Origin of the sequence: Nitrobacter vulgaris, from assembly GCF_002028545.1 — a bacterium.
Classification (GTDB): domain Bacteria; phylum Pseudomonadota; class Alphaproteobacteria; order Rhizobiales; family Xanthobacteraceae; genus Nitrobacter; species Nitrobacter vulgaris.
This window is the reverse complement of the sequence record NZ_MWPQ01000001.1, coordinates 64,407-81,204: the sequence shown is the minus strand read 5'-3', so window position 1 is coordinate 81,204 and position 16,798 is coordinate 64,407. Positions and strand designations below refer to the sequence as shown.

Below are 16,798 nucleotides of genomic sequence, written 5' to 3'. Positions count from 1 at the left end.
GATGATCGATATCAGCTATGCCCGGCGGATGGCCCGGTACAACCGCTGGCAGAACGACAACCTCTACACGGTGGCCGATGGGCTGTCGGACGGCGAACGCCGCCGCGATCGCGGCGCGTTCTTCGGCTCGATCCACGGCACGTTCAATCATCTGCTTTGGGCCGACCGCATGTGGATGAGCCGGTTCTCGGACTGGCCGAGGCCCGGGTGCGGGATCGGCCAGTCGCCGACGCTTGTTTCCGACTGGAGCGAACTCAAGCGCGAGCGTCGCGCCGCGGACGCCCGGCTGATCGAGTGGGCCGACGGTCTCGATCCGGACTGGATCAAGGCAGATCTTACCTGGTTCTCCGGCGCGACCGGGAGCAACGTGACCAAGCCGCGCTGGCAGCTCGTGATGCATCTCTTCAATCATCAGACCCATCATCGCGGGCAGGTTCACGCGATGCTGACGCAGGCGGGCGGCAAGCCGCGCGAGACCGACTTGTTCATCATGCCGGAGTAAAAGGGATGGCCGACATCGAGATTCTCGAACAGGAGCTGACCGGCGCTGTCGACAATGCAGGCGACGAAGCCGCGCTGGAGGCGGTGCGCGTCGCGGCGCTCGGCAAGAACGGCGCGGTGACGGCGTTGCTCAAGACGCTTGGCGCGATGTCTCCGGACGAACGCAAGACGCGCGGCGCTGCGATCAACATGCTGAAGGACCGGGTGGCCGCCGCCATCAACGCACGCCGCGAGGTACTGAAATCCGCTGCGCTCGACGCGCGCCTTGCGTCGGAAACGATCGACGTCACGCTGCCGCTGCGCGAGACGCCCGCGGAAGCCGGCCGCATCCATCCGCTGAGCCAGGTGTGGGACGAGGTCACCACGATCTTCGCCGACATGGGTTTCGCGGTCGCCGAAGGTCCGGATATCGAGACCGACGACTATAATTTCACGCGGCTGAATTTCCCCGAAGGCCATCCGGCGCGGGAGATGCACGACACCTTCTACTTCAACCCGAAGGAGGCAGCCGGCTCGGAGGCCGGAGAAAAGCCTTCGCGCCTCCTGCTGCGCACCCATACCTCGCCGGTGCAGGTGCGCACCATGTTGAGCAAGACACCGCCGATTCGCGTCATCTGCCCTGGCCGCACCTATCGCAGCGACTCGGATCAGACCCACACGCCGATGTTCCATCAGGTCGAGGGGCTTGTGATCGACAAGTCATCGCATCTCGGCCACCTCAAATGGATCCTGCACGAATTCTGCAAGGCCTTCTTCGAGGTCGACAACGTTAACATGCGTTTCCGTCCCTCGTTCTTCCCGTTCACTGAGCCGTCGCTGGAAGTCGATATCCAGTGCCGCCGCGACAAGAACGAGATTCGCTTCGGCGAGGGCGAGGACTGGCTGGAGATTCTCGGCTGCGGCATGGTGCATCCGAGCGTGCTGAAGCTGTGCGGCATCGATCCCGAAGTCTATCAGGGCTTCGCCTGGGGCATGGGGATCGACCGCATCGCCATGCTGAAATACGGCATCGCCGATCTGCGGCAATTGTTCGAAGGCGACGTGCGCTGGCTTACTCACTACGGCTTCAAGCCGCTTGAGATCCCGACGCTGGCGGGGGGATTGTCGTCGTGAAATTCACCCTCTCCTGGCTGAAAGAGCATCTCGACACCGACGAGCCGCTCGACAAACTCGCCGACAAGCTCACCATGATCGGGCTCGAGGTCGAGCACATCGCGGACAAATCGAAGACGTTCGCGCCGTTCACCATCGCGCGCGTGGTCTCCGCTGTGCAGCATCCGAACGCCGATCGTCTCAGGGTCTGCATGGTCGATACCGGCGAGACCAGCGACAAGGGTGAGCCTGCTTACATCCAGGTGGTGTGCGGCGCGCCGAACGCGCGCGAGGGCCTTGTCAGCGTGTTCGCGCCGCCTGGCACCCACATTCCGGGAAAGAATATCACGCTCGGCGTCGGCACCATCCGCGGCGTCGAGAGCCGCGGCATGTTGTGCTCGGCGGCCGAGCTTGAAATCTCCGAGGATCACGACGGCATCATCGAATTGCCGGCGGATGCGCCGGTCGGTGTGGGATATGCGGAATGGGCCGGACTCGGCGATCCCGTGATCGAGATCAACCTGACGCCGAACCGGCAGGATTGCACGGGCGTGCACGGCATCGCGCGCGATCTGTCCGCTGCCGACATGGGCCGCTTCAAGGACCCGACCATCAAGCCGATCAAGGGCGAATTTCCGTGTCCGGTGAAGGTGACGGTGGAGGATGCCGCGCTGTGTCCGGGTTTCGCGCTGCGCCTCGTCCGCGGGGTGAAGAACGGCCCGTCGCCGGAATGGCTGCAAAAGCGCCTGACTTCGATTGGCCTGCGCCCGATCAATGCGCTGGTCGACATCACCAACTTCATGACCTACGACCGCGGCCGCCCGCTGCACGTGTTCGACGCGAAGAAAGTACACGGCCATCTCACGATCCGTCGCGCGCGCGACGGTGAGACGCTGCTGGCGCTCGACGGCCGCACTTACACACTCGATCCGAATGTTTGCGTCATCGCCGATGACAAGGGCGTCGAATCGCTCGCCGGCATCATGGGCGGCGAGCAATCCGGCTGCGACGAGACCACCACCGATGTGCTGATCGAATCGGCGCTGTGGAGCGAGATCAATATTGCGCAGACCGGCCGCAGGCTCGGCATCAATTCAGACGCGCGCTATCGCTTCGAGCGCGGCGTCGATCCTGCTTTCATGGTGCCCGGTCTCGAAATGGCGACGCGGCTCGTGATCGAGCTTTGCGGCGGCACGCCGTCGGAGAACGTCGTTGCCGGACAGGCGCTGCCCGATGATCGCGTGATCGATTTCCCCTTGAGTGAAATCAAGCGGCTGGCGGCTATCGATGTGCCTTTGGTCGAAGTGCGGCGCATTCTCGGCCATCTCGGTTTCATGGTGGCTGGCAGCGGCCCCGTTGTGAAGGTCGCTATCCCCACCTGGCGCACTGACGTTCAGGGCAAGGCCGACATCGTCGAGGAGATCGTGCGTATCGTTGGCGTCGACAAGGTACCGATGACGCCGTTCGATCGTGGCGAGGCTCCGCGCAAACCTGTGCTGACGCCGATCCAGTCACGCACCCGACGCGCGCGGCGTGCGCTGGCGGCGCGCGGCATGGTCGAAGCCGTCAACTGGTCATTCATCGCCAAGCCGCAGGCCGAGCTATTCGGCGGCGGAAGTAAGGAACTGGCGCTCGCCAACCCAATTGCCTCGGATCTTTCCGACATGAGGCCGAGCCTGCTGCCGGGTCTCGTCGCGATCACGCAGGCCAATGCCGACCGGGGCTTTCCCGACGTCGCGCTGTTCGAGGTCGGGCAGATTTTCAGAGGCGACGGTGCGCAGGATCAATTCATGGCCGCCGCCGGGCTTCGCCGCGGCATGGCCTCGTCGGCGGGTCTCGGGAGGCACTGGTCGGGCTCGGCCACCGCGGATGCGCTTGATGTAAAGGCCGATGCGCTTGCCTTGCTGGCTGCCGCCGGTGCGCCGGCACAGGCATTGCAGATCGGCGCCGGCAGCGAATCGAAAAACTTTCCGGCATGGCTGCATCCGGGACGATCGGCTGCGATCCAGATCGGACCGCAGAACGTGCTCGGCTATTTCGGCGAACTGCATCCCCGCGTGCTCGAAGCGCTGAAGGCTGATGGTCCGCTACTCGCATTCGAGGTGATTCTCGACCGCATTCCGGAAGCCAAGCAGAAGCCGACTCGCGCAAAGCCGGTGCTGGAATTGCCGCCGTTCCAGCCTGTGGCGCGCGACTTCGCGTTCATCGTCGATCGCGTTGTGAAAACGGCCGATATCGTGCGCGCGGCGCAAAACGTGGACAGGAAGCTGATCTCGGGCGTCACGGTGTTCGATATCTACGAAGGCAAGGGCATCGATGCGGACAAGAAATCGGTTGCTATCGCGGTGACGCTGCAGCCGCGTGACAAGACGCTGACCGATCAGGAGATCGACGCGGTGGCGGCGAAGGTCGTCGCTGAAGTCGCGAAAAGAACCGGCGGCAACTTGCGCGGTTAAAGCGTTTTGACGCGAGGCGGATACCGGTTCGCATCAAGTACACTGGAACGATTACGCAGGCACAAGATCGCAGTAAGCGAATCCCTCGCGCTCGACAATGTCGCCGCGTACGACCTCGATTCGCTGCGAGAATATCGGCGCGGCAAAAACGAAAGTGTGGAACTCGCCGTTTTCGCCGCACGGATCGATTCCGGCCGGAAGGTCCTTCAGTAGCCTCTCATCGAAGTTGCGGCCGGCAAACGAACGGTCGAGCTTCGCTCGGTCGATCGAGACCAGATGCGCTTCCAGTCCGCTCGCGATCATGTCGCGCGCAAGCGCCGAAGTAGGCCGGCGCCACAATGGAAACACCGGCGTGATACCAGTGCCGGCGAGCTTTTGTTCGCGATAGGCGCGGATATCCGCGAGAAACAAATCGCCGAAGATGACATGCGTGATGCCGGACCGCTTTGCATCCGCCATCGCCCGCGTCATCCGCTCTTCATAGGCATCGTTCGGGCACGGATTGGGAATCGGCACGACGAGCGGCGGCAGTCCTGCGGACGCGAGTTGCGCGTGCAAGAGCTTTTCGCGCACGCCGTGGATCGAGACGCGGCCGAAACTGTCGTTCACCGTGGTCAGTGCGCCGACGACATCGAACGCGCCCTCGCGGCGAATCTCATGCAGGGCGAAGGCGCTGTCTTTGCCTGACGACCATGAAATCAGCGCCCTCGGTTGCGTCATCGGGGCAGCGGAAAGCCGAAGGCGTCGTTTGCGCTTCGCGACGGCGTTCGTCTGTCGTGTCGCAATGGCTTGTGCTTTGACGCTGACGGCTGTGCTGGCTCCTTGCTCGCGCCGATTTTTCGCAGCGCGGCGTCAGCCGCTCGCTCGCCGCTCTCCCATGCGCCGTTGACGGTACCCCACAGCGTCTCGTGCGCGGCATCACCGGCGAGAAACAGGTTGCCCAGCGGCTCCATCAGGATTCTCCGCGAGGGGTGGCCGCCGGGTTCTGCGGCCGACATCGCCCCGAGCGCATAGGGGTCGGCGTTCCATCTGGTCACGGCGGACTGCTTCACCCCAGCCGCAGCATCGCTACCGAATAACTTTGTCAACCACTCCGTGGCGAAGGCCGTCATCGCGCCTGCTCCTTGCGCCGACAGATCGCGACCGAAGCTGCCCGCGATATCAATCGTGCACAACGACGATCCGCCCGCGTTCGCCACGAGAAGCGCGGTCTTTCCGTCGCTGCTCTGCTCTATCATGGTTTCATTGTGTCCAAGGCCGAGCGGATTGTTGGGCAGCCACAGCGCGATGCGATCGTAGCTGCCGAGAGACAATTTCGCAGCCGCGTCGAGCGAGCGCTTCGGCAAGTCGGGCGTGAAGCGGATGTTGCCTGCGGTCAGCACATTGACGGATACGGTGATGATGACGGCGCGTGCGTCGATACGGCCCGCGGGCGTCTCGACTCCAATGGCGCGGCCTGCCCAGGTCACCCGGCTGACAGGCATCGACAAACTCACCGGTATGGCTTGGCCGAGCGTCGCGAGCAGCACGCCGAGGCCATGTTTGCAATCAATCGCGGCGTTGCGCTCAGGCGCGCTCGCCCGATCCATCACCGAGAGATCTTTCAGATCTTTTCCAGTGGCGCTGGCGCCGATCACGAAATCGATCGTCTGAGCCCAAACGTCGAGATCGCCGGGCAGCACCGAGGCGCAGGCGACGTCGATCTTCCCGCGCGCGGCCTCGCCGATGGCGCGCCGTGCGCGCACCAGCGCCGCGAGGAATTGCTCGGTTTCGCCCGCCCGCGCGTTACGCCGCCCGATGCGGATTTTCTGGCCGAGCTGGGCCGGAAACATCTCCGTACCCACGCTTCGCGCCAGCCGGATCATCGGATTGGTGTCGGGCTCAAACAGCCAGCGTGCGCCGCGATCGAACGGCGTCCCGAAAGTCCTGGTATCGGTGTGACAGCGTCCGCCGATCCTGTCTGCCGCTTCGACCACAAGCACGGTGCGATTTGCCGCCTGAATCCGTCGCGCCGCCGCGATACCTGCGGCGCCTGCGCCGATCACGACGATCTCGACATCACGCGGCAGCGGCGCGGCCGGCGCGCGGCCGATGCCCATTCCTGCCACACAGGCGGCGGATGCCGACAGGAAATCGCGGCGTGTCATTCTCATGGCATGGTTTCCAAGACTCAAATGCAGGAATGACCGGCGTGGTGGTTTTAAAAAAAATCGCTTCCCGTTTTGCATGTTCCAAAACGAACGGTCTGATTCCATGCCACCAGAGAATCGTAGATTTTCAGTGTTCTTTTCGGATCCGACGGTCTGGCAGGCTTAGGATTCGGGACACGGCGAACTTGCCGCATCAATCAGCCTGCGGCAACTGTCATGGTGAATCGATGGTTATTTCGCGATTGCAGCTATGAACCGAATTGCAACGGGTTTTGGCCATGGTAAGGAGGGAAAACCGGTCAGGTCGAAAGGCGGAGAGAGACTGCCATGGGTTTCGTGCTCGATACGGTCGGAAAATGGATTGCGGCGTACCTCCAGAAGGAGCTGCCGGGGTACGAGCCGTTCACGCCGAGCGATCCGGAGCGCGTGCGCGGCCTCATTCAGGAGGGCGACGTTCTCCTGGTCGAAGGCAATAGCCGTATTTCCGGCATCATCAAGTATCTGACGCAATCGACATGGTCGCATGCCGCGCTTTATGTCGGCCCGATCGACGGCGCCAGCGAGCCCGATGGCGAGTCGCATGTGCTGATCGAGGCCAATGTCGGCGAAGGTGTCATCTCGGCGCCGCTGTCGAAATATCTTCCGTATCACACCCGGTTGTGCCGCCCGGTCGGGCTGTCGCACGAGGATCGCGTCACGGTGTGCCGCTACGCCATCAACCGGATCGGCTTCGGCTACGACACCAAGAACATCGTCGATCTGATGCGTTACCTGTTTCCGCTGCCGGTGCCGCAGCGCTGGCGGCGGCGCATGATCGCGTTCGGGTCTGGCGATCCGACCAAGATTATCTGCTCGGCGTTGATCGCGCAGGCGTTCGGCGCGGTGCGCTATCCGATCCTGCCGAAGATCACCCGCGCCGGCAGCCGGAACGCCCGGCGCGAGATTCTGCACATTCGCGATTCCTCGCTCTATATGCCGCGAGATTTCGACATCTCGCCCTATTTTGAGATCGTCAAGCCCACGATCGTGCGGGGTTTCGATTACCTCTCGCTCCATTGGGCCGACAAGCAGAAGCCGCTCGCGGAAGTGGCGAGTGTTTTGGACCCGATTCAAGTCGGGGCGGGCTTGCCGTCGTTCGCTCCCGCGCCGGTGGAAGAGATGATCGCCGACGAAAGCTCCTCGCCGCGGCCGCGATCCGAAACGGGGGACGCGGCACATGTCCGCAGCGCGCGGGCACGACAGCAGTCCTGCGTGCCCGCCGCAACATCCGACCCGGAGAGCGTGCCGGATCCGGTCCTCAAATGGCCTCGCGAGGCAATTCCATGACCGACGCCGACATCACCGCTCCCGAACTTGCCGTCTCGCAATGGTTCAACACGGCCGAGCCCCTGACGCTGGCTGCACTGCGCGGCCGTCCGGTGCTGCTCCATGCCTTCCAGATGCTATGTCCCGGCTGTGTCGCGCACGGCACGCCGCAGACGCAGCGCGCCTATGAGTTGTTCAAGGCGACCGATCTTCAGGTGATAGGTCTGCACACGGTATTCGAACATCACGCTGCAATGACGCCGGTTTCGCTTCAGGCCTTTATTCACGAATACCGGCTGACGTTTCCGATCGGCGTCGATGCCGCGGGCGACGGCACCCCGCTGCCGGTCACTATGGACCGCTACGGAATGCAGGGTACGCCGACCAGCATCCTGATCGGCCGCAACGGCCGCATTGTTCATCACGGCTTCGGTCAGCAGAGTGACATGGCGCTTGGCGCCATGGTCGCGGCCGAACTCGCGGGCGCGCAGACCTACGCCACCTAGAGCCTTTCCGTGTCTGAAAGAATCAAAAGCGTGGTTCTACGGTTTTGATCTGACGCGTTTTACGGAAAACCGCTCCATACTTTTTCTCATCCCGCTCTTGTGCCCCGAATCCGAAGTTCGCATCTCGCTTGCAGCATTTGCGCTCCTCGAGGCGCTCATGGTCCCGTGCTCTTGCCGGCGCGGATCGCGGTGTTTATCTGAGCGCAGGATTCCTTGGGGAAACGCACCCTTATGATCGGCGCTGCTGTCAACGCCCTTACGCAGATTCTTTCGCCGCCGATGCGCGCCATCCTGTGGCGCGCGATAGGGCTCGCGCTTGTGCTGATCGTCGTGGTCTCGATCGGACTGCAGCGGCTCTTGAGCTGGCTCGCCGGATCGGGCGAACTCTGGGCGGAGACCATGCTGGGGCCGGCCTTCCACACGCCGCTCAATATTCTCGCCTGGGTCCTTTCAATTGCCGCAGGCTTGGGCATCGTGTTCGGCGCGGTGTTTCTGATGCCTGCGATCACCTCGCTGGTTGCTGGCGTGTTCGTCGACGACGTCGCGGAGATCGTCGAGCACGAGCATTATCCAGCCGACCGTTCAGGCGCGGCATTGCCGATTGGCCTTGCGATGGCCGAGGGCGTCAAGACGGCGCTGCTGACGCTGCTCGTCTATCTGATTGCGCTGCCGTTCGTGTTCGTGGGCGTGGGCGTGATCGTGTTCTTCGTTGCAACGGCGTGGTTGCTCGGCCGGGAATATTTCGAGCTTGCGGCGATGCGGTTCCGTTCACCGGCGGAGGCCAAGGCGATGCGCCGCGATAACGCCTCTACAGTGTTTGTGGCCGGCCTCGTCATCGCAGCTTTCGTGGCGATTCCGATCGTTAATCTGGCGACGCCGCTGTTCGGCATGGCCTTCATGGTCCACCTGCACAAGCGGCTGTCGGGGCCGCGACCCGAGTTAATCACGCCGGACCGGCGCAGCCGCTAGCCGGGGCCAAGTCAAACGGCCAGGTCAAACGGCACGGTTTCACGTTCCGGCGCATGATCGGAGCCGGCCATGCTTTCTTCATATTACGCCGCGATTGGTGTAGTTTGACGAGCCCAAATGTCATGCACCGGCGACGGTGTGATCGACCGCAATATTCCTTGAGGAGAAATGTCGATGTCGATGGAATCCGATGTGATCGTCGATCGCCGCAGGTTGCGCCGCAAGCTTACCTTCTGGCGCGTGGCGTCGGCTTTGATCGTGATCGGCGCTGTCGTTGCAGTCGGCGCTTACGCCACGCCTTGGGGCGGCAAGCTGACCGGCGCCTCCGCGATCCAGCGTGTCAACATCGACGGTCTGATCCGAAGCGACCAAAAGCGAGTCGAGGCGCTGGAGCGACTCGGAAAATCGAACGCACCCGCGGTCATCGTCCACATCAACTCGCCGGGCGGCACCACCGCCGGATCCGAAGAGCTTTACGACGCCCTGACGCGCCTGAAGGCCAAGAAACCGATGGTTGTGGTGGTGGAAGGGCTCGGCGCGTCGGGCGGGTATATCGCGGCGCTCGCTTCCGATCACATCGTCGCGCAGCAGACGGCGCTGGTCGGCTCGATTGGCGTGCTGTTTCAATATCCGAATATCACCGACCTTCTGAAAACTGTCGGAGTCAAGGTTGAGGAGGTGAAATCATCGCCGCTGAAGGCGGCCCCGAACGGATATGAACCGACCAGTCCGGAGGCGCGGGCCGCGATCGATGCCCTGGTGAAGGATTCCTACGCCTGGTTTCGGGGTCTGGTGCAGAACCGGCGCGGCATGGACGATGCACAGCTCGAGAAAGTCGCCGATGGGCGCGTTTTCACCGGACGGCAGGCGGTAGACCTCAAGTTGGTCGATCAGCTTGGCGACGAAAAGGCTGCGATCGCGTGGCTTGTGGCGGAAAAGAAAGTCGCGCCCGACCTGCCGGTGCGTGATTTCAAATTGTCGCCGCGTTTGACCGATCTGACGTTTATTCGTACCGCCGCTTCGGTGGCCTTTGACGCGTTGGGATTGAGCAGCATCGCTCGACAGGTCGAGCAGACCGGCATCGTGGGGGCGGCAGATCGCCTCAATCTCAACGGAATGCTGGCATTATGGCAGCCCGCACCGTCGAACTGAGGTCCGAGCCGGTCGTGAGCGGGCATTTTGCGCCGCGGGGAACCTCGGATGCTGCGATGCAAGGCATCGCGGCGGGTTTCTCTAACGGCCCGAATCGCATTTAGCGTCTTGACAGTCCTGACCATTTCCAAGGAAATGGGCTTCCCACGCACGGGCCTCAGTCTCGATGATCAAATCCGAACTCGTTCAACGCATCGCCGAACACAACCCGCACCTCTACCAGCGGGATGTGGAGAACATCGTGAACGCGATCCTCGATGAGATCGTCGCCGCTCTTGCGCGGGGCGATCGCGTCGAGTTGCGTGGTTTTGGTGCGTTTTCAGTTAAACATCGTCCTGCCCGCGCGGGCCGTAATCCGCGTACGGGAGAACACGTCCCGGTCGATCAGAAAAGTGTACCGTTTTTCAAGACCGGTAAGGAAATGCGTGAGCGGCTCAATCGCGAGAATGCGACGAGCGAAGCGAGCGCGTAGGAACGTTCAGGGGAGCGGCCCCATCAATCGGCGAGTGAACCTGTCAGCACGATTGCCGACTGACGCTGCGTCGCGAGAGAGATCATGCGCAAATTCCTCACCGGCTTGATCCTGATTCCGCTTGGTGTCCTTTTCATCGTATTCGCATTCGCCAATCGCCGATTGGTGACGGTGACGTTCGATCCCTTCGGTGGAAGTGACCCTGAGACCGGCGTCACGCTGCCGCTGTTCATTCTCATTATCGCGGTTGCGATTTTCGGCGTAGTCGCCGGGAGCACCGCGACCTGGCTCAGGCAGCGCCGCTGGCGGCATACGTCTCGCCAGTACGAGACGGATGCGCGAGAAGCGCGCGTGGAACTGGCCGATCTGCGATCCCGCTACGAGTCGCGTGAGACGTCGCGGTTGCCGGACTTGACCCGGCGGACCGGATAGCGCCTTTTGGATCGATTCGATCCAAAATCATCGTGACTGGCCGCCAGCCGCAAGGAAAAGAACGTTCAAATGGCGTTCTCGCCCGGGCGAGACAAGCCGCTTGCGACGTTGTAGAACTCCCGTCGCGCTTGATAGCGGCGATCGGCCGGCTTGCGCCGGATCATTCGAGACCATGCCCCTGATCGTCAAGATATGCGGCCTGTCCACCATTGAGACGCTTGACGCTGCTTTGCAAGCCGGCGCCGATATGGTGGGCTTCGTATTCTTTCCACCGTCGCCGCGGCATCTTGAGCTTCCGCGCGCGCGAGAACTCAGCCCGCAGGTGCGAGGCCGGGCGGGCAAGGTGGCCCTGACCGTCGACGCCGACGATGCGACGTTGAGTGGAATCATCGAGGCCATGCGGCCGGATCTGCTGCAATTGCATGGCAAGGAAACCGTTGCCCGTATCCGCGAGATCAAGCGGCTGTTCGGGCTGCCCGTGATGAAGGCGATCGGCGTTGAAACCGCCGCCGATCTTGCAGAGCTGCCGGGCTATGCCGCCGTCGCCGACCGCTTGCTGTTCGATGCGCGTCCGCCAAAGGACGCGACCCGGCCGGGCGGACTCGGCGTGCCCTTTGACTGGCGCCTTCTGGAAAATCTGTCCCTCGAAGTGCCATTCATGCTGTCGGGAGGTCTGGCCGCAGGCAATATTCACGATGCGGTGTGCATCACCCGCGCCGGCGGGGTCGATGTCTCGTCAGGCGTGGAAAGCTCGCCGGGGGTCAAGGATGCCGGAATGATCAGAGATTTCATTCGTGCCGCGCGAGCGGCGGAAACCAGTTTGCGCGGAGTGACCTCGCATGTGGAGTAGTCCCGGAGCACTACGGCAGCTGTCATGCTCGCGCAGAGCAGTCGTGGATTGCGTAACTTTGTCTGCGCCGCGGGCATCAACCTCTATCGAGATTCACAGCAAGCAAGACGTGGATGGCCGGAATAAATCCGGCCATGACGAAGGGTGAAAATGAATTCCCTCCCCAACTCCTTCCGGTCCGGCCCCGACGAACGCGGGCACTTCGGCATATTCGGCGGCCGCTTTGTGGCGGAAACGCTGATGCCGTTGATCCTCGATCTTGAGAAGGCCTATGCCGATGCCAGGGTCGACGCCTCGTTCCAGCGTGACATGGCGCGCTACCGCAAGGACTACATCGGCCGGCCGTCGCCCTTGTATTTCGCCGAGCGTCTCACCGAGCATCTTCGGGAAATTTCCGTGGCCTCGGGCCGCGCTGGCGGCGCCAAGATTTACTTGAAGCGCGAGGAGCTGAACCACACAGGTTCGCACAAGGTCAATAACGTGCTCGGCCAGATTCTGGTGGCGCGGCGCATGGGCAAGAAGCGCATCATCGCCGAGACCGGAGCCGGACAGCACGGCGTTGCCACCGCAACGCTATGCGCGCGCTTCGGCCTCGACTGCGTGGTCTATATGGGTGCGGTGGATGTGGCGCGGCAGGAGCCAAACGTCATCCGCATGGAAATGCTTGGCGCCAAAGTGGTGCCGGTGCAGTCCGGCACCCGCACGCTGAAGGACGCGCTGAACGAGGCGCTGCGCGACTGGGTGACCAACGTGCACGACACCTTCTATTGCATCGGCACGGTGGCGGGGCCGCATCCTTATCCGATGATGGTGCGCGACTTCCAGTCGATCATCGGCGACGAAACCCGCCAGCAGATGCAGGAGGCCGAGGGTCGGCTTCCGGATTCGCTGGTCGCCTGCATCGGAGGGGGTTCCAACGCGATGGGGCTATTCCATCCTTTCCTCGACGAATCCTCGGTGGAGATCTTCGGCGTCGAGGCCGCGGGCCACGGCCTCGATAAGCTGCATGCGGCTTCGCTCACAGGTGGACGGCCGGGCGTGCTGCACGGCAACCGCACCTATCTCTTGATGAATGACGACGGCCAGATCCAGGACGCGCATTCCATTTCCGCGGGGCTGGATTATCCCGGCATCGGTCCGGAGCATTCGTGGCTGCACGAGACCGGCCGTGTCACATATCTGTCTGCGACCGACGAGGAGGCCCTGGCGGCGTTTCAGCTGCTCACGCGGCTGGAGGGCATCATCCCGGCGCTGGAATCGTCGCATGCGATCGCGCGGGTCATCGAACTCGCACCCGAGCGACCGAAGGATCATCTGATGGTGGTCAATCTCTCGGGCCGCGGCGACAAGGACGTGCCGCAGGTCGGCGATATTCTGAAGGGCAGGAAGAAGTGACCACCCGTATCGACACGCGCTTTGCCGAGTTGCGGAAGCAGGACCGCTCGGCCTTCGTCACCTTTCTGATGGCGGGCGATCCGGACCCCGTGACCTCGCTCGCCATTATCAAGGCGCTGCCCAAGGCCGGCGCGGATATCATCGAAATCGGAATGCCCTTCACCGATCCGATGGCGGATGGTCGGGTCATCCAGGCTGCGGGCCTGCGGGCGCTGAAGGCGGGCATGACGCTGACCAAGACCCTCCAGATGATCCGCGATTTCCGGAAAGACGACGATTCGACGCCGATCGTGCTGATGGGTTACTACAATCCTATCTACATCTACGGCGTCGAGAAATTTCTTGACGATGCGAAGGCAGCTGGCATCGACGGTCTGATCGTCGTCGATCTGCCGCCGGAGGAAGACTCCGAATTGTGCATTCCGGCGATGAAAGCCGGGTTGAACTTCATTCGCCTCGCAACGCCAACGACTGACGACAAGCGGTTGCCGGCGGTGCTCGCGAATACGTCCGGCTTCGTGTACTACGTCTCGATCACCGGGATCACCGGCAGCGCGGCGGCGAATTCGGCGGCTGTCGGCGAGGCAGTCGGGCGCATCAAGCGCCATACGAGCCTGCCGGTCTGCGTCGGCTTCGGCATCCGCACCCCGGATGCGGCCCGCGGCATCGCCGAACGCTCCGACGGCGCGGTGGTCGGCTCGGCGCTGGTGGATGTGCTCAGCGGCAGCCTTGACGCCGAAGGCAAGGCGACGGCCGAAACGGTCAACGCGGTCGCTGGTCTCGCAGCGTCGCTGGCCGAGGGCGTACGGTCCGCCAAAAGCGGGTGAGGAAAGGTGTGTAGGGATTTTCGGCGTCGTCCCTCTATAAGAATTGGGACGGAAGGCCCGGGCATACCGGTTTCAACACTCCCTTGCAGAAGAGGGACCCAAGCCGCATCTATGCGCGAGAAGGCCGAGAGGGGTCGCTCCTTCGCGTTATTTAAGCTATAGCGTTTTCGAGCGACGTGGATACCGGTTCGTGTAAAGAAAGCGTGTCAAAACAACAATCTAGAGCTTCTGATTCAATCAGAGCAAAATGCTCTAGAAAACTCCGGCGGAGCGCCCCTTTGCCTTGCGCCGGCCGCTGCCGCACCGGGGGTATTGCTGCTCGCTTATGGAGCGTCTTCGATGAATTGGTTGACTAACGTCGTCCGGCCGAAAATCCGCAATATCCTCAAGCGGGAGACGCCGGATAATCTCTGGATCAAGTGTCCCGACACCGGGCAGCTCGTGTTCTACAAGGACGTCGAGAGCAACCAGTTCGTCATCCCCGGATCGAACTATCACATGCGCATGAGCGCGGATGCGCGGCTGAGCTCGATCTTCGATAACGAGACCTGGTACGATGTGGCATTGCCGGAGGTGCCTGCAGATCCGCTGAAGTTCCGCGACGAGCGCAAGTATGTCGACCGCATCAAGGACGCCCGCGCCAAGACCGGGCTCCATGATTCCGTGAAGGTCGGGTTCGGCAAGCTGGAAGGCTCCGCCGTCGTGGTCGCGGTGCAGGACTTCGATTTCATGGGCGGCTCGCTCGGCATGGCGGCGGGCGAGGCGATCGTGCGAGGTCTCGAACTCGCGGTCGAAAAACAATGCCCCTTCATCGTGTTCGCGGCGTCGGGCGGCGCGCGGATGCAGGAAGGCGTGCTGTCGTTGATGCAGCTGCCCCGCACCACGGTCGCGGTACAGATGCTGCGTGAGGCGTGCCAGCCCTATATCGTGGTGCTGACGAATCCGACCACCGGCGGCGTCACGGCCTCCTATGCGATGCTTGGGGACGTTCAGATCGCGGAGCCCGGCGCGCTGATCGGCTTCGCCGGAGCCCGCGTCATCGAGCAGACCATACGCGAGAAACTGCCGGAGGGTTTTCAGCGTGCCGAATATTTGCGCGACCACGGCATGATCGACATGGTGGTGCATCGTCACGAGCTGCGGCCGACGCTGGCGCGGCTGTGCCGGCTGTTGACCAAGGCGCCGGAAACGATCGAGACGGCGCCAGAACCAGCTTCTCTTGTCCAGCCGGATGAGCCGGCCGAACCGGCTGCCGTTCCGGAGGCTCCGCCGGCGACGCCAGCCGCACCTCCGGCGTGAGCGCCGTTCCGCCCCGCCAAGCGCCGCTCGACGACGTTGTTGCGGGGATCTCGAAGCTGCATCCGAAAAAGATCGATCTCACGCTCGGCCGGATGTGGCGCATCCTCGACCGGCTCGATCATCCCGAACGCAAGCTGCCGCCGGTCATTCATGTCGCCGGCACCAACGGCAAGGGCTCGACCATTGCCTACCTGCGCGCGATTCTCGAGGCTGCAGGTTTGCGCGTGCACGTCTTTACCTCGCCCTACCTGGTGCGGATCAACGAATGCGTGCGGCTGGCCGGAACGCTGGTGGCCGATGACCCATTGCGTGACGCGCTGCTTGAATGCGAGCGTGCTAATGGCGGCGATCCGCTCACTCTTTTCGAGATGAAGACGGCGGCGGCCTTTCTGCTGTTTGCGAAAAATCCCGCCGACGTGCTGCTGCTCGAGGTCGGCCTCGGTGGCCGGCTCGATAGCACCAACGTCGTCGAAACGCCGCTGGCGAGCGTTATCACGCCGGTCGGCATCGATCATGTTGAGTTTCTCGGCGGCACGCTGATGCAGATTGCCGGCGAGAAAGCCGGCATCATCAAGCGTGGCGTGCCGGTGATCTCCGCCGAACAATTGCCGGAGGCGCAGGCTGTGATCGAGCAGCGGGCGAAGCAGATGCGCAGCCCGCTGCACGCCGCCGGCCAGGACTGGCACGTCCACGTGGAACACGGGCGACTGGTCTATCAGGACGAACGCGGTCTGCTCGACCTCGCCGCCCCTCGGCTGTTCGGCCGGCATCAGTTCGACAATGCAGGCCTTGCGATCGCGACGCTGCGGGCGCAGGACCGGTTCAGCATCGAGACAACGGCGTTCGAGCGCGGCGTTACCGGCGCGGAATGGCCGGCGCGGATGCAGCGGCTGACATCCGGCCGGATCGTGGATCAGGCGCCACGCGACGCCGAGCTTTGGCTCGACGGCGGCCACAACGCCGATGGCGGACGGGTAGCGGCGGCGGCGCTCGGCGATCTTGAGGAGCGGCTGTCGCGTCCGCTGGTGGTGATAACAGGCATGATGGGCAACAAGGACGCGCAGGGCTTTCTCGCCAACTTCGCCGGCCTAACGCGCCATGTCATTGCCGTGCCGATTCCGAACATGGAGAATGCGATGCCTCCGGAGGTCCTGGCGGAAGCGGTCCGCGCGCTCGATATGCGCGCCGAAACCGCGGTGAGCGTCGGGGCCGCGCTGCAATCGGTCGCGCGTCTCGCCTACGAAATTCCGCCGCGCATTCTGATCGCCGGATCGCTGTATCTCGCCGGCCACGTGCTGGCGGAGAACGGCACGCCGCCGAACTAAAGTTTATTGAATTCGGGCTGGATCGAACCCACCGTCATTGCGAGCGGAGCGAAGCAATTCAGGACAA

General features: G+C 63.0%; 16 protein-coding genes. 14 read left to right on the top strand and 2 right to left on the bottom strand.

What is annotated here, in order from left to right; genetic code table 11:
- The first annotated feature begins 1 nt into the window (after position 1).
- From B2M20_RS00350 to pheT, 3 genes are read left to right on the top strand one after another with little or no spacing between them, the layout of a single operon-like run.
- The gene (locus tag B2M20_RS00350; protein ID WP_079445119.1) at positions 2-502 is read left to right on the top strand and encodes a DinB family protein; all 501 of its coding nucleotides are present in this window, start codon (positions 2-4) and stop codon (positions 500-502) included.
- 5 nt (positions 503-507) lie between these two features.
- A complete protein-coding gene (gene pheS, locus B2M20_RS00345; protein WP_079445118.1) occupies positions 508-1,614 on the top strand; it encodes a phenylalanine--tRNA ligase subunit alpha in 1,107 nt (368 codons plus the stop codon).
- The gene (gene pheT / locus B2M20_RS00340) at positions 1,611-4,049 is read left to right on the top strand and encodes a phenylalanine--tRNA ligase subunit beta (RefSeq protein ID WP_079445117.1); all 2,439 of its coding nucleotides are present in this window, start codon (positions 1,611-1,613) and stop codon (positions 4,047-4,049) included. The genes pheS and pheT overlap by 4 nt, the downstream gene beginning before the upstream one ends.
- Positions 4,050-4,100: 51 nt before the next feature.
- Here the strand turns inward: pheT and B2M20_RS00335 are convergent, their stop codons facing one another.
- Together B2M20_RS00335 and B2M20_RS00330 are read right to left on the bottom strand one after the other, a co-directional pair.
- A complete protein-coding gene (locus tag B2M20_RS00335) occupies positions 4,101-4,769 on the bottom strand; it encodes a Dph6-related ATP pyrophosphatase (RefSeq protein WP_079445116.1) in 669 nt (222 codons plus the stop codon).
- Positions 4,766-6,202, bottom strand: coding sequence for a flavin monoamine oxidase family protein (locus B2M20_RS00330; protein WP_079445115.1), 1,437 nt, complete (start codon positions 6,200-6,202; stop codon positions 4,766-4,768). The genes B2M20_RS00335 and B2M20_RS00330 overlap by 4 nt, the downstream gene beginning before the upstream one ends.
- A gap of 324 nt (positions 6,203-6,526) precedes the next feature.
- Between B2M20_RS00330 and B2M20_RS00325 the strand changes: the two genes are divergently transcribed.
- The 11 genes from B2M20_RS00325 (at position 6,527) to B2M20_RS00275 (ending at position 16,731) form a co-directional block, all read left to right on the top strand.
- A complete protein-coding gene (locus tag B2M20_RS00325) occupies positions 6,527-7,525 on the top strand; it encodes a YiiX/YebB-like N1pC/P60 family cysteine hydrolase (RefSeq protein ID WP_079445114.1) in 999 nt (332 codons plus the stop codon).
- The gene (locus B2M20_RS00320) at positions 7,522-8,010 is read left to right on the top strand and encodes a peroxiredoxin family protein (protein WP_079445113.1); all 489 of its coding nucleotides are present in this window, start codon (positions 7,522-7,524) and stop codon (positions 8,008-8,010) included. The genes B2M20_RS00325 and B2M20_RS00320 overlap by 4 nt, the downstream gene beginning before the upstream one ends.
- Before the next feature lie 231 nt (positions 8,011-8,241).
- On the top strand, positions 8,242-8,979 hold the full coding sequence (locus B2M20_RS00315) for a sulfate transporter family protein (protein ID WP_079445112.1): 738 nt from the start codon (positions 8,242-8,244) through the stop codon (positions 8,977-8,979).
- Positions 8,980-9,153: 174 nt separating this feature from the next.
- Positions 9,154-10,131: a signal peptide peptidase SppA gene (gene sppA / locus B2M20_RS00310; protein WP_079445144.1), complete on the top strand. Its 978-nt coding sequence runs from the start codon at positions 9,154-9,156 to the stop codon at positions 10,129-10,131.
- 166 nt (positions 10,132-10,297) lie between these two features.
- Positions 10,298-10,603 (top strand): integration host factor subunit beta, encoded by a 306-nt coding sequence (locus B2M20_RS00305; protein ID WP_009796612.1) that lies wholly within the window; start codon positions 10,298-10,300, stop codon positions 10,601-10,603.
- Between the two features lie 84 nt (positions 10,604-10,687).
- Positions 10,688-11,035, top strand: coding sequence for a LapA family protein (locus B2M20_RS00300; protein ID WP_079445111.1), 348 nt, complete (start codon positions 10,688-10,690; stop codon positions 11,033-11,035).
- 172 nt (positions 11,036-11,207) lie between these two features.
- Positions 11,208-11,885, top strand: a complete 678-nt coding sequence (locus B2M20_RS00295; protein WP_079445110.1) for a phosphoribosylanthranilate isomerase — start codon at positions 11,208-11,210, stop codon at positions 11,883-11,885.
- Positions 11,886-12,035: 150 nt separating this feature from the next.
- Positions 12,036-13,280, top strand: coding sequence for a tryptophan synthase subunit beta (gene trpB / locus B2M20_RS00290; protein ID WP_079445109.1), 1,245 nt, complete (start codon positions 12,036-12,038; stop codon positions 13,278-13,280).
- Positions 13,277-14,107: a tryptophan synthase subunit alpha gene (gene trpA, locus B2M20_RS00285; protein ID WP_079445108.1), complete on the top strand. Its 831-nt coding sequence runs from the start codon at positions 13,277-13,279 to the stop codon at positions 14,105-14,107. The genes trpB and trpA overlap by 4 nt, the downstream gene beginning before the upstream one ends.
- 339 nt (positions 14,108-14,446) lie before the next feature.
- The gene (gene accD / locus B2M20_RS00280; protein ID WP_079445107.1) at positions 14,447-15,406 is read left to right on the top strand and encodes an acetyl-CoA carboxylase, carboxyltransferase subunit beta; all 960 of its coding nucleotides are present in this window, start codon (positions 14,447-14,449) and stop codon (positions 15,404-15,406) included.
- Complete coding sequence (locus B2M20_RS00275) at positions 15,403-16,731, top strand: bifunctional folylpolyglutamate synthase/dihydrofolate synthase (RefSeq protein ID WP_079445106.1); 1,329 nt, start codon at positions 15,403-15,405, stop codon at positions 16,729-16,731. The genes accD and B2M20_RS00275 overlap by 4 nt, the downstream gene beginning before the upstream one ends.
- The last annotated feature ends 67 nt before the right edge of the window (positions 16,732-16,798 follow it).

Excerpts from the sequence above, each read along its gene's own strand:
- B2M20_RS00350 (WP_079445119.1), top strand. The coding sequence starts at position 2 with ATGATCGATATCAGCTATGCCCGGCGGATGGCCCGGTACAACCGCTGG.
- pheS (WP_079445118.1), top strand. The coding sequence starts at position 508 with ATGGCCGACATCGAGATTCTCGAACAGGAGCTGACCGGCGCTGTCGAC.
- B2M20_RS00335 (WP_079445116.1), bottom strand. The coding sequence starts at position 4,769 with ATGACGCAACCGAGGGCGCTGATTTCATGGTCGTCAGGCAAAGACAGC.
- B2M20_RS00330 (WP_079445115.1), bottom strand. The coding sequence starts at position 6,202 with ATGAGAATGACACGCCGCGATTTCCTGTCGGCATCCGCCGCCTGTGTG.
- B2M20_RS00325 (WP_079445114.1), top strand. The coding sequence starts at position 6,527 with ATGGGTTTCGTGCTCGATACGGTCGGAAAATGGATTGCGGCGTACCTC.
- B2M20_RS00320 (WP_079445113.1), top strand. The coding sequence starts at position 7,522 with ATGACCGACGCCGACATCACCGCTCCCGAACTTGCCGTCTCGCAATGG.
- B2M20_RS00315 (WP_079445112.1), top strand. The coding sequence starts at position 8,242 with ATGATCGGCGCTGCTGTCAACGCCCTTACGCAGATTCTTTCGCCGCCG.
- sppA (WP_079445144.1), top strand. The coding sequence starts at position 9,154 with ATGTCGATGGAATCCGATGTGATCGTCGATCGCCGCAGGTTGCGCCGC.
- B2M20_RS00305 (WP_009796612.1), top strand. The coding sequence starts at position 10,298 with ATGATCAAATCCGAACTCGTTCAACGCATCGCCGAACACAACCCGCAC.
- B2M20_RS00300 (WP_079445111.1), top strand. The coding sequence starts at position 10,688 with ATGCGCAAATTCCTCACCGGCTTGATCCTGATTCCGCTTGGTGTCCTT.
- B2M20_RS00295 (WP_079445110.1), top strand. The coding sequence starts at position 11,208 with ATGCCCCTGATCGTCAAGATATGCGGCCTGTCCACCATTGAGACGCTT.
- trpB (WP_079445109.1), top strand. The coding sequence starts at position 12,036 with ATGAATTCCCTCCCCAACTCCTTCCGGTCCGGCCCCGACGAACGCGGG.
- accD (WP_079445107.1), top strand. The coding sequence starts at position 14,447 with ATGAATTGGTTGACTAACGTCGTCCGGCCGAAAATCCGCAATATCCTC.